The following is an 11867-nucleotide window of genomic DNA, read 5'->3' as shown; positions in this document are numbered from 1 at the left end:
GGATCAAACTCTCCAATAAAGTTAGTTTGTCTAGCATCTAAAAATAAAAATTGACGTTTCACGTTGTTTGTTTCGTTCAGTTTTCAAAGAACTACTTGGTCGCTCATTTGCGACTTCCTTATGTTAACATCTTCGTTTTTCGATGTCAACTAAGTTTTTCAATTTCTTTTTTGTCGTTTTCTGCGTTTCCGCATCAGCGACGGTTATTAATATATCATGGTGAAATTCGAAATGCAACACCTTTTATAAACTTTTTTTTAGATCACCCTAATTTCTTTGTTAATATCATATACTTAAACGAAATATCTCTTTCATGTATACATAATTCCTACATATATTCTATATAAAGTAACTCTATCAAAAGCGTTTCTTTCTATAATAAATGTTTTATTTATATACCATATCATACAAGGAGGAATATATATGGACTATGCCGATTTATTAATCAAACTAGGTCTCTCGGCTATTTTAGGGTTCGCTATCGGTTTAGAGCGCGAATTAAAACGAAAACCACTTGGTTTAAAAACTTGTTTAGTTATTTCTATCATTAGTTGCCTCCTGACGATTGTTTCTATTAAAGCGGCTTACAATTTACCACATACCGATCATATGAATATGGATCCACTTCGACTTGCCGCTCAAATTGTATCAGGAATCGGTTTTTTAGGTGCCGGTGTTATTTTACGAAGAGGAAACGATAGCATTGCAGGACTAACGACTGCTGCTATGATTTGGGGTGCTTCTGGTATTGGTATTGCTGTTGGGGCTGGATTCTATATCGAAGCGATTTTCGGAATGTGTTTCCTTATGATTAGCGTTGAACTTATACCATTAGCAATGAAATTTGTAGGACCGAGATCATTTCGTCAACGTGATATCGCAGTAAAACTTGTTGTGCGAAATATGGACAATATCCCAATTGTAATTGAAGAAATAAAAGAAATGGATATAAAAGTTAAGAATATGAAGCTCAAAACATTGGAGAATGGCTCTCACTATTTACATTTGAAATTATCTATCGATCAAAAAAGGCATACCGCTGATGTTTACTACGCCCTCCAGCATCTTGAAAGTGTCCAACAAACTGAATTAGAAAGTATGTAATGTAAAACAAACTCTCTTTTAAATTAGAGAGTTTTTCTTTTTTCTATAATGGTAACAATGAATGTAGTCCTGCAAAGTAAGGAGGAATAAGAGTTTGAAATCCCGTCCAAATTTAGTAGATACATTTCGTGATTCCATTATTTTTCGTTTAGTTTGCTTTATTGTTTTACTTACTGCTTTTTCTGGCTTCCTTATACATAGATTAGAGCCATCGCACTTCACCACATGGTTTGATGGAGTTTGGTGGTCAATCGTTACCATTTTCACCGTTGGCTATGGTGACTTTGCCCCGCATACACTAATAGGCAAACTTATCGGTATGGGTATTATTTTATTTGGAACCGGTTTTTGTTCTTATTATATGGTTCTGTTCGCCACTGATATGATTAATAAACAATATATGAAAATTAAAGGAGAAGAAGCCGCTACCTCTAACGGTCATATGATTATCGTGGGTTGGAATGAACGGGCAAAACATGTTGTAAAACAAATGCACATCTTACAACCGAACCTTGATATCGTTTTAATTGATGAAACACTTTCTTTACTTCCAAAACCATTTCATCATTTAGAATTTATAAAGGGGTGCCCGCATCACGATCAAACTTTATTAAAAGCTAATATTACAACAGCTCACACTATATTAATAACAGCTGATAAAGAAAAAAATGAAAGCTTAGCAGATACACAGTCCATTTTAAATATTTTAACTGCAAAAGGTCTCAATCCAAACATTCACTGCATCGCTGAACTTCTTACTTCTGAACAAATACAAAATGCAACTAGAGCTGGTGTATCAGAAATTATAGAAGGAAATAAATTAACGAGCTACGTATTTACCGCTTCTCTTTTATTCCCTTCCATTTCAGGCGTACTATTCTCACTTTACGATGAAATCTCTGATAACAAATTACAACTGATGGAGCTTTATCCTTCCTGCACTGGACAAACTTTTGCAAATTGTAGCTATACTCTTTTAAAGCAAAATATTCTCTTACTAGGTATAAAACGCGACGAACAATATATGATTAATCCAGTCCATTCCTTTGTTCTCATTGAAAGCGACATACTCATTGTTATTCACCATTAAGAAAATGTTTTTCTAGTTCCTGCATGAGCACTTTCCCAATATTGATATATTTTCTTTTTACATCTCCGTCTGGATCTTTCGGCTCAGCAAATTGATCCATCCCACTCGTTCCAGCCGTTAAAGTATTTACGTGATCATCTAGTTCGTCTTGATATACGTGCGAAAGAATATACGGCGTTTCCAGACGGACTATTACACCAGGCACATCTAATTCGCCATTCACTGCTGTAAATGGCACTCGCAGAAATTGATAGCCATCTTCTTCATCGATTTTGTAATCAAAGCATCCTTTATCGTAATCCCAATTGCCACCAATGTTATACCCAAGTGGCTTCATTATCTCTTCTAACTTATATAACGCATATGTACGTCCTTCTAAATTTGATTGAATCGGAATCAAGCCCATCCCTCCTAGACTTTTTCTTTAGCATACCCACTCTAGTTTCAATATACCGATGGACTTTTCGATAAAATAATAAAAAGCGACCGGATTCCGGTCGCTTTTTATTATTTTAAACGCTCTTCTAATTCTGCTTTTAACTTTTCAAATCCTGGTTTACCAAGTAAAGCAAACATGTTTTTCTTGTATGCTTCTACTCCTGGTTGGTCGAATGGATTTACGCCTAATAAGTAGCCGCTCATCGCACATGCTTTTTCGAAGAAGTATACAAGGTAACCGAATGTGTACTCATTTAATTCAGGGATATTTACGATTAAGTTTGGTACGCCACCATCGCTATGTGCAAGTAATGTACCTTCGTATGCTTTCGTGTTTACGAAGTCTACAGTTTCACCAGCAAGGTAGTTTAATCCATCTAAATCGTTTTCTTCTGATTCAATTGTTAGTTCATGTGTAGATTTACCTACTTTCAGAACTGTTTCGAATAAGTCACGACGACCTTCTTGAACGTATTGACCTAATGAGTGTAAGTCAGTTGAGAAGTTTGCTGAAGATGGGAAAATACCTTTTTGATCTTTCCCTTCACTTTCACCAAATAACTGTTTCCACCATTCAGAGAAGTATTGAAGTGCCGGCTCATAGTTAACAAGCATTTCAATTGTTTTTCCTTTATTGTATAAAGCGTTACGAACTACTGCGTATTGGTAAGCTGGGTTTTCTTCTAGTTCTGATGCACCAAAGTCATCATGACCAGCAGCTGCACCTTTCATCATCTCTTCAATATTTAAGCCACTTACTGCGATTGGTAATAAACCAACTGGCGTTAATACAGAGAAACGTCCTCCAACATCATCTGGAATAACGAATGTTTCGTAACCTTCGTTATCAGCTAATGTTTTTAATGCACCACGTGCTTTATCTGTCGTTGCATAAATACGTTTGCGAGCTTCTGCTTTTCCATACTTTTCTTCTAATAACTTACGGAAAATACGGAATGCTAGTGCCGGCTCTGTTGTTGTACCTGATTTGGAAATAACGTTAATAGAGAAGTCTTTACCTTCTAATACGTCCATTAAATCTTTCATGTAAGTGGAGCTAATGTTTTGTCCAACAAATAGCACTTGTGGAGTTTTACGTTGTTCTTTAGATAGCGTGTTGTAGAAAGAATGGTTTAACATTTCAATTGCTGCACGTGCTCCTAGGTAAGAACCACCGATACCTACAACAAGTAAAATGTCAGAGTCATTTTTAATTTTTTCTGCGCATTTTTGAATGCGAGCAAATTCTTCTTTGTCATATTGAAGCGGAAGGTCTACCCACCCAAGGAAATCGTTCCCAGCTCCAGTTTTTTCGTGGATTGCATGATGTGTTACTTTCACTGCATCACGTAAATAAGTGATTTCATGTTCACCGATGAAGGATAACGCTTTAGAATAGTCGAACGTTACATGTGTACTCATCTTTTTCCCTCCAATAATGTATATGTATTTCTGTATTCACTTTAGCGAAACTGAAGTTGTAAATCAAGCGATTCAACCATTGTAAACGTAACCAATATATATTTTTTAGAAAAAGTTCATTTTTTGCATAAAAATTCGCATTTTTCGGTATAGATGTATATACATCCTTTTTCTTATATTTTTTATGTATAAAAACAACATAACTACGCCATTCTATAAAGGAGTTAATTAACTCATCGCTTGTTCACGCTTCACAATTAAGGGGGGCTTTTTCATGAGTACTCTGCAACGTATCGCATTAGTCTTTACTGTAATTGGCGCTGTGAACTGGGGACTAATCGGGTTCTTCCAGTTTGACTTAGTGGCAGCCATTTTCGGTGGACAAAATTCAGCTCTTTCCCGTATTATTTACGGCATCGTCGGTATTTCTGGGCTTATCAATCTTGGTTTACTCTTTAAACCATCAGAAAATCTTGGCACTCACCCAGAAACGAACGAAATCCACTAGTCAGTATGTCTTTATTTCACCTCCGACATACGAATATGATTGCATGCAATCATATTTGCAAATATATATCATAAGACAAAGTAAAAGAGGAACGCTCATATGCGCTCCTCTTTTACTTTGTTAACTCGGACTCTTCAATCCATTCGGTTAGCTTTTCTCGCAGCGTATTAAATCCGTTCTCAGATGGATTCGGTATAAGGATCCGCCCTTGTTTTCTTCTCGCCGCTTTTAACGATAAACTCATTTTTCTGTGTTCTTCATCAATTGAAAGTACTTTTACTTCTACTGTATCGCCGACTTTTAAAAAGTCATGAATATCCTTTACATATCCATTTGTAATTTCAGATATATGCACAAGCCCTTGTGTTTCTGCATCTAACGCTACAAATGCTCCGTAATCTTGAATCCCAGTCACTTTCCCTGTTACAACCACTCCAGTTGTATATTGTTCTGACATATGAAACACTCCCATACGTTACCATTTTCTCTACAATTGTAGATAGTAAAGCAGATGATTTATTGTTAAATATCCGATTAGTTAGTACGTACCCTAAGTAAAGCTACTCAGGATATGCATACCTTATATTAGTAAATTATACCACTATGACAGAACTCATTCAAAATTAACGAAAAATTTCCTAGAGTACGTATAATTTTCTAATATTGGGATAGAATACTAACACATGGCTTTCTAGTATTCCCCCCCTTTTATGGACAAAACGTATTATGTTTTGTCCTTTTTTTATTTTCTATAAACCGTTCCATTCTCTTCATTGCTTCCATAAGTTGTTCAAGCGATGTTGCATACGAGCAACGAATAAATCCTTCACCACTTTCGCCAAATACACTTCCAGGTACAACAGCCACCTTTTCTTCTAATAATAACTGTTCTGCAAATTCTGCCGAAGATAGTCCAGTTGAAGAAATAGAAGGAAAGACATAAAATGCTCCGCCCGGCACATGACACGTTAAACCCATTTCATTAAACGATGTCGTCATAAAATTACGGCGTTTCTTATAACTATCTCTCATCCGAATTACTTCATCATTCCCCGCGCGTAACGCTTCGAGTGCTGCGAACTGAGACATTGTCGGTGCACACATCATGGAATATTGATGAATTTTAAGCATTAATTCCGAAAATTGAACAGGAGCTGCAATCATACCGAGGCGCCATCCTGTCATTGCAAACCCTTTTGAAAATCCCGAAATTAAAATTGTATGCTCGCGCATATTTTTAATACTCGCGAAACTTGTATATACTTCGTCGTATACAAGCTCTGCATAAATTTCATCAGATAATACGATTAAATTGTACTTCTCAACAATCACTGCTATTTCTTCAAGCTCGGATTTATTTAACATTGCACCTGTTGGGTTATTTGGTGAACAAAGCAAAATTGCCTTTGTTTTCGCTGTAATAGCTGCTTCAATTTGTTTTGGTTGTACTTTAAACTCGTTTTCTAAAGTCGTTGCCACAGGGACCGGAACTCCTCCAGCTAATGTCACAAGCGGTGCATAAGAAACGAAACTTGGTTCAATAATGAGTACTTCATCATCAGGATTTATAATGGCGCGCATCGCTACATCTAACGCCTGACTCGCTCCAACTGTAACAATGATTTCATCGTTCGGATCATAAAATACTGCAAATTGTTTTTTTAGATACTTTGCTATTTCTTGGCGCAGTTCCAATAATCCTGCATTTGCTGTATATGACGTATATCCTTGTTCTAAAGAACGGATGCATGCTTGCCTTACATTCCAAGGTGTAACAAAGTCAGGCTCTCCTACTCCAAGAGAAATAACACCTTTCATATTTGCTGCTAAATCGAAAAACTTTCGAATACCAGATGGTTGTAAAGATTCTGCCGTTCTAGATAGTTCAAATTGCTTCATGGTGTCACCACAATGCGCTTATCATCATCGTTTTTTTCGTAAATAATTCCCTCATGTTTATACTTTTTCAAAATGAAATGCGTTGTTGTAGAAACAACAGATTCAATTGTTGCTAATTTCTCAGAAACAAACATCGCTACTTCTCCCATTGTCTTTCCTTCTAATGTAATAGAAAGATCGTATGTCCCTGACATTAAATACACAGATTTCACTTCTGAATAACGATAAATTTGTTCAGCAACCGCATCGAACCCAACGCCGCGCTTTGGCGTAACTTTCACATCGATCATCGCCGTTAAACCTGTATGTTCTTTTACCTTCGTCCAATCGATATGTGTTACATAATCCACAATAATCTTTTCCGCTTCTAATTTTTCAACCATCTTCTTTACTTCTTCTACTTCTATATTTAACAGCTTCGCTAATGTATCTACAGATAATCGACTACTTTTTTCAAGACAAGCTAATAATTCTAATTCTTTTTCTGTCACCATATAAATCATCCTTCCTTTTCAGTTGTGTCTAAATTATACAAATACCCTTTCCAGTTTGAAAAGAAGATTTTTTTAGTGAATTATGTCAAAATAAAGTGAAACTTTAATTCATGGAAAGGTTCACCCCATGGATTATTAGCCCACACCAATCGGGCTTTTACGAGCAGTTGATCTCCCACCTCACTTCTTTGCCTCAACCGTCTTTTTAGGTGGGAGTCTTACTGCTCGTTAAAGCGGGGGAAAGTGAAACTTTAATCAGGGGGAAAATGCGTGATAAAGCGAAAGGGGATGGAACCGTGAAACCAAAAGTTTATATTGCTGAACCAGTTCCAACATTTGTAGAAAACTATTTATCAGAACACTGTGATTATGAAAAATGGGAGCAAAATGAGAAGGTACCTCGTGATGTCCTATTGGAGAAAATACAAAATAAAGATGGCTTATTAAATTTCGGATCTGCTATTAATGAAGAATTATTAAATGTAGCTCCTAACTTAAAAGTAGTGAGCAACATTTCTGTCGGTTACGATAATTTTGATTTACAAGCGATGGAAAAGCGCAATGTCATTGGAACGAATACACCATATGTATTAGATGATACAGTAGCGGACCTTGTTTTCGCTCTTATGTTATCTGCTGGTCGCCGCGTCTGCGAACTCGACTCCTACGTGAAAAATGGTGAATGGAACGCCGAAATCGGAAAAGAGCACTTCGGGCTGGATGTACACCATAGTACAATCGGTATTATCGGAATGGGACGAATTGGAGAAGCCGTTGCAAAACGAGCGAAATTCGGATTTGATATGAATGTTCTGTATTATAACCGTCGCCGTAAAGAAGAAGCTGAACAAAAATTCGATGCTACATATTGTGATTTACAGACGTTACTCAAACAATCTGATTTTATTGTTCTTCTTACTCCATTAACAGATGAAACGTATCATCTTATCGGAGAAAAGGAATTTTCATTAATGAAAGAAACAGCAATCTTCATTAATGCCTCTCGCGGAAAAACAGTAGATGAAGAAGCGTTAATACATGCGTTAACAGAAAAGAAAATCTTTGCAGCAGGCATTGATACTTTTACACAAGAGCCGATTCAAAAAGATAATCCGCTCTTATCATTACAAAATGTTGTGACTTTACCACACATCGGATCTGCAACATTAAAAACTAGGCAGCAAATGGCTATGACAGCCGCTGAAAATTTAGTTGCAGTGTTACAAGGAAAAACACCGCCTAATATTGTTCGTGGATAATGATGAATAAGCAAAAGGCAAGATGACATCGTCATCTTGCCTTTTTTTGTTAACATATTTTTTTCTGCCTTGGAGATGATATGAACAAAAATCAATGGAGTGACAAAAAATGAATCACGAATATACTTGTCCTTATTTCACTTTTTCCACTCGCGGCACTACTATTCATTACGAGTTGTATGAACATGACAACAAAACGGAACGTCCTACTTTCGTACTCGTTCACGGCTTTTTATCTTCCTCATTCAGTTACCGCCGCCTCATTCCTTTATTATCGAAAGCAGGAACAGTACTAGCTCTTGATTTGCCACCGTTCGGAAAAAGTGATAAGTCTCATCTCTTTAAGTATTCTTATCATAATTTAGCAACGGTTATTATTGATTTAATTGAACATTTATCTCTCTCAAATATTGTGTTAGTTGGGCATTCTATGGGTGGACAAATTTCTCTCTATGTAAACCGTATACGCCCTGAATTAATCTCAAAGACAATTTTACTATGCAGCTCTAGCTATTTAGCACGCGCAACCTTACCTTTACTGTACTCTTCTTATTTACCGTTCTTTCATTTATACGTAAAGAACTGGATTATACGGCGCGGGATTGTTCATAACTTAATGAATGTCGTTCATGATCACTCATTAATTGACGATGAAATGAAGGAAGGTTACTCCGCTCCTTTTTATGACAACCGTATATTCCCTGCTTTAACTCGTATGATAAGAGACCGTGAAGGTGATTTATCTTCAACTGAATTACAAAAAATCGAAACACCTACACTACTCATTTGGGGTGAAAAAGATCGTGTGGTCCCTGTACATGTAGGTCATCGGCTACACAAAGATTTACCAAATTCGAAATTTATTTCTTACGAAAACACAGGACATTTACTACCTGAAGAAAAGCCTGAACTTGTTTATGAAGAAATTATCGCTTTTTCTGCACAATAATATAAAGTGAAACTTTAATCAGTGGGGGGCTTCATCCTCCACTGATTATTAGTTGAACCAATCGGGCATTTACGGGCAGTGGATCTCCCCCTAACTTCTTTGCTCTACCCGAATTTTGAGGTGGGAGTTTTACTGCCCGTTAATGCGGGGCAGAAGGCTGTCGGAAATTCCGACAGCCTACAATGAACAACTTCCGCCTTCTTTTATTACAAGTAATTCCACAGCTAACTTCTCACATTTTCCAAGCGCAGGTACTTCCTCAAAAGACATAAAGTATATATGTTGAATCTTTTTTGCGATGTATTTTGGATCGTCGAACACACTTACGACGTTCACAACATCGCTCGCTTCTGTTTCATAAAACTCCGGTCCCATTTGAAACGGATCCCAATTCTTCACAACCTCTATCATCTTTTCATATGTACCCATTCGCTTCCCGCCTTTTCACTTTTTAATGCTTTTCTTTATCCTATCACATCAGCTATTCTATAAGAAGAGAGAGAACTTTCATAACTTAACGGTTTACAGAAGAAGGGGGCAAACTTATGCAACTATTTCATAAAACAGTCAATCGACGTGGAACTCATAGTACGAAATGGGATACGTATAAAAACGAAGAACTTCTCCATGCTTGGATTGCTGATATGGATTTTGAAGTACCACAACCAATTCAGACTGCTTTAAAGAAACGTATCGAGCATCCTATTTTCGGCTATACACTTCCTCCCGAAAATATTGGAGATATTATTTGTAACTGGACAAAAAAACAGTACAACTGGGATATTCAAAAAGATTGGATTGTCTTTAGCGCGGGAATCGTTCCAGCTCTTAGTGCGAGCATACAGGCCTTCACAAAGGAACACGAATCCGTTCTCGTACAACCACCTATTTATCCCCCATTTTTCGAAATGGTCACAACAAACAACAGACAATTATGCTTGAGTCCTTTACAGAAACAAAATGATACATATACGATAGACTTTGATCATTTAGAAAAGCAATTTCAACAAGGGGTCAAACTCATGCTTCTTTGTAGTCCTCACAATCCAATCGGGCGTGTTTGGTCAAAAGAGGAACTTACACAACTTGGCACGTTATGTACAAAATATAATGTAATCGTTGTCGCAGATGAAATTCATTCCGATATTATTTACGGAGATCGTACGCATACACCGTTCGCTTCCTTATCTGAAGAATTAGCAGCGCGCACGATTACTTGTATGGCTCCGAGTAAAACATTTAATATCGCTGGATTACAGGCATCGATTATTATCATTCCAAACGAAAAACTCCGTCAAACCTTTATATCTATCCAATATAGACAAGGTTTCCACGGATTAAATACATTTGCCTATACAGCGATGCAAAGTGCCTATACAGAATGTAATGATTGGCTACATGAAATTCGATTATATATAGAAGATAACGCTCAATTCGCTTGTAAATATATTAAAAATCACATACCCGCTCTTTCTGTAACGAAACCAGAAGGTAGCTTTTTATTATGGATTGATTGCTCCCGCCTACAGCTTTCTCAAAATGAACGCACTGCATTACTTGAGGAAAAAGGGAAAATCATCGTTGAACCTGGTGAGAAATACGGATTAGGCGGCGAAGAACATATTCGAATTAACATCGGCTGTCCAAGATCTGTCTTAGAAGAAATTTTAAATAGACTGCGCCATACGTTTTCAGAATAAGAAAGGAGGTAATTCGGGAAAACCTCCTTTATCAATATCTTTTCAAATACGTTTCACAAAAAAAGCTACCATGCACGGTAGCTTTTACTTTTTCTTCATATCCGATGCTTTTTTTACAATGACACCACAAGCAATTCGATCACCGGATTTACCTGTCGGTTGTGTCATACCATCATCAGCGTTCTCTGTAATAATAATAGACGCTCCATCTTTTCTATGAATCGTCGTTTTTCCTTCTTCAAGCGTTATATGCGGCGCATCGATTTCTGCTTTAATTTTTCCAGAACCATCTGCAATTACGTTCGGTAAATCACCATTTTCTGCACCTTTCGGATTAAGAAGACCATGCTTTTTATTATCAGGATTAAAATGATTCCCAGATGATTCAAATCGTGGTGCTTTACACTCACCAATTTCGTGTACATGTATGCCGTGCGGGCCAGGTGCGAAACCTTCCCCTTTAACCGTAATTTTCACTCCGCTTGTTTGCTGCACTACTTTTGCAGTCCCCACTTCATCGCCTGAAGCATTATGTAATTTCACGTCAATTTCTTTCGGCTTTCCTTGGTCACAACCTGCCATCAGAAATAATAAACAACAACTGAAAAAAAGCCGTTTTTGCATTCTATTCCCTCCAAAATATATTCTGCCCTTAGATTGTCCGAGCATAGAGGGAAACATACAAAAATGAGTTACTGTTTCTTTTCCGCTAACAGTTTTTCTTCAACTTTCTGTAACCGCTCCGCTTCTCGTTTTGATACACGAATGAACATACGCCACGTAGCAACGGCACCAATGATAAATAGAACGCAAACAATCCCTGGAATAATATATTCTGTTTTATCTTCCGGAAAATATAAAGGCATCATATTGAACACTCCTTATGTTTGGATTGAAAAACATCAGAATTTTCTGTTATATATCTTTAAATTATAGTTGAACCGATTCATATTCTCAAGGGGGCGTTCCGAAAGAGAAGGATTTCTTTGACTCCTTCGCACACT

The 11867-nt window shown here is 37.0% G+C and carries 14 protein-coding genes; 6 read left to right on the top strand and 8 right to left on the bottom strand.

Annotated features, from left to right (window positions below):
- Positions 1–423: 423 nt before the first annotated feature.
- A complete protein-coding gene (locus tag AC1Q8N_RS21515) occupies positions 424–1104 on the top strand; it encodes an MgtC/SapB family protein (RefSeq protein WP_000384160.1) in 681 nt (226 codons plus the stop codon).
- 94 nt (positions 1105–1198) lie between these two features.
- Positions 1199–2194 carry a potassium channel family protein gene (locus AC1Q8N_RS21510; RefSeq protein ID WP_087986054.1) on the top strand — a complete coding sequence of 332 codons (996 nt, stop codon included), beginning with the start codon at positions 1199–1201 and terminating at the stop codon, positions 2192–2194.
- Here the strand turns inward: AC1Q8N_RS21510 and AC1Q8N_RS21505 are convergent.
- Both AC1Q8N_RS21505 and AC1Q8N_RS21500 read right to left on the bottom strand, forming a co-directional pair.
- Positions 2181–2594: a YugN-like family protein gene (locus AC1Q8N_RS21505; RefSeq protein WP_137014476.1), complete on the bottom strand. Its 414-nt coding sequence runs from the start codon at positions 2592–2594 to the stop codon at positions 2181–2183. The genes AC1Q8N_RS21510 and AC1Q8N_RS21505 overlap by 14 nt on opposite strands.
- A gap of 107 nt (positions 2595–2701) precedes the next feature.
- Complete coding sequence (locus AC1Q8N_RS21500) at positions 2702–4054, bottom strand: glucose-6-phosphate isomerase (protein ID WP_048542213.1); 1353 nt, start codon at positions 4052–4054, stop codon at positions 2702–2704.
- A 274-nt stretch (positions 4055–4328) separates the two neighbouring features.
- Here AC1Q8N_RS21500 and AC1Q8N_RS21495 point away from each other — a divergent pair, with 274 nt between their 5' ends.
- Positions 4329–4562: a DUF378 domain-containing protein gene (locus tag AC1Q8N_RS21495; RefSeq protein ID WP_048542215.1), complete on the top strand. Its 234-nt coding sequence runs from the start codon at positions 4329–4331 to the stop codon at positions 4560–4562.
- Positions 4563–4674: 112 nt separating this feature from the next.
- Here the strand turns inward: AC1Q8N_RS21495 and yugI are convergent, their stop codons facing one another.
- The 3 genes from yugI to AC1Q8N_RS21480 form a co-directional block, all read right to left on the bottom strand.
- Positions 4675–5019 carry a S1 domain-containing post-transcriptional regulator GSP13 gene (gene yugI / locus AC1Q8N_RS21490; protein WP_000003769.1) on the bottom strand — a complete coding sequence of 115 codons (345 nt, stop codon included), beginning with the start codon at positions 5017–5019 and terminating at the stop codon, positions 4675–4677.
- 251 nt (positions 5020–5270) lie between these two features.
- Positions 5271–6461: an aminotransferase gene (locus AC1Q8N_RS21485; RefSeq protein ID WP_098642734.1), complete on the bottom strand. Its 1191-nt coding sequence runs from the start codon at positions 6459–6461 to the stop codon at positions 5271–5273.
- Positions 6458–6955, bottom strand: coding sequence for an Lrp/AsnC family transcriptional regulator (locus tag AC1Q8N_RS21480; RefSeq protein ID WP_000255701.1), 498 nt, complete (start codon positions 6953–6955; stop codon positions 6458–6460). The genes AC1Q8N_RS21485 and AC1Q8N_RS21480 overlap by 4 nt, the downstream gene beginning before the upstream one ends.
- A 266-nt stretch (positions 6956–7221) precedes the next feature.
- On the opposite strand from AC1Q8N_RS21480, the gene AC1Q8N_RS21475 reads away from it, so the two are divergent.
- Entirely contained in the window at positions 7222–8214 is a 993-nt protein-coding gene (locus AC1Q8N_RS21475; protein WP_002008866.1) for a 2-hydroxyacid dehydrogenase, read from the top strand.
- 109 nt (positions 8215–8323) lie between these two features.
- A complete protein-coding gene (locus AC1Q8N_RS21470) occupies positions 8324–9163 on the top strand; it encodes an alpha/beta fold hydrolase (protein WP_001015207.1) in 840 nt (279 codons plus the stop codon).
- Between the two features lie 177 nt (positions 9164–9340).
- Here AC1Q8N_RS21470 and AC1Q8N_RS21465 read toward each other — a convergent pair whose 3' ends face one another.
- Positions 9341–9592 (bottom strand): YugE family protein, encoded by a 252-nt coding sequence (locus AC1Q8N_RS21465; RefSeq protein WP_000537643.1) that lies wholly within the window; start codon positions 9590–9592, stop codon positions 9341–9343.
- 116 nt (positions 9593–9708) lie between these two features.
- Between AC1Q8N_RS21465 and AC1Q8N_RS21460 the strand changes: the two genes are divergently transcribed.
- Complete coding sequence (locus AC1Q8N_RS21460; RefSeq protein ID WP_098078252.1) at positions 9709–10863, top strand: MalY/PatB family protein; 1155 nt, start codon at positions 9709–9711, stop codon at positions 10861–10863.
- Between the two features lie 84 nt (positions 10864–10947).
- Here the strand turns inward: AC1Q8N_RS21460 and sodC are convergent, their stop codons facing one another.
- Both sodC and AC1Q8N_RS21450 read right to left on the bottom strand, forming a co-directional pair.
- Complete coding sequence (gene sodC / locus AC1Q8N_RS21455) at positions 10948–11487, bottom strand: superoxide dismutase [Cu-Zn] (RefSeq protein WP_098078254.1); 540 nt, start codon at positions 11485–11487, stop codon at positions 10948–10950.
- A 68-nt stretch (positions 11488–11555) separates the two neighbouring features.
- Positions 11556–11732: a hypothetical protein gene (locus tag AC1Q8N_RS21450; RefSeq protein WP_000982763.1), complete on the bottom strand. Its 177-nt coding sequence runs from the start codon at positions 11730–11732 to the stop codon at positions 11556–11558.
- Positions 11733–11867 lie beyond the last annotated feature (135 nt).

This window comes from Bacillus sp. GW823-FHT06B01, assembly GCF_058952315.1.
The sequence above is the reverse complement of the archived record's forward strand: the minus strand, read 5'-3'. Positions and strand labels throughout refer to the sequence as shown.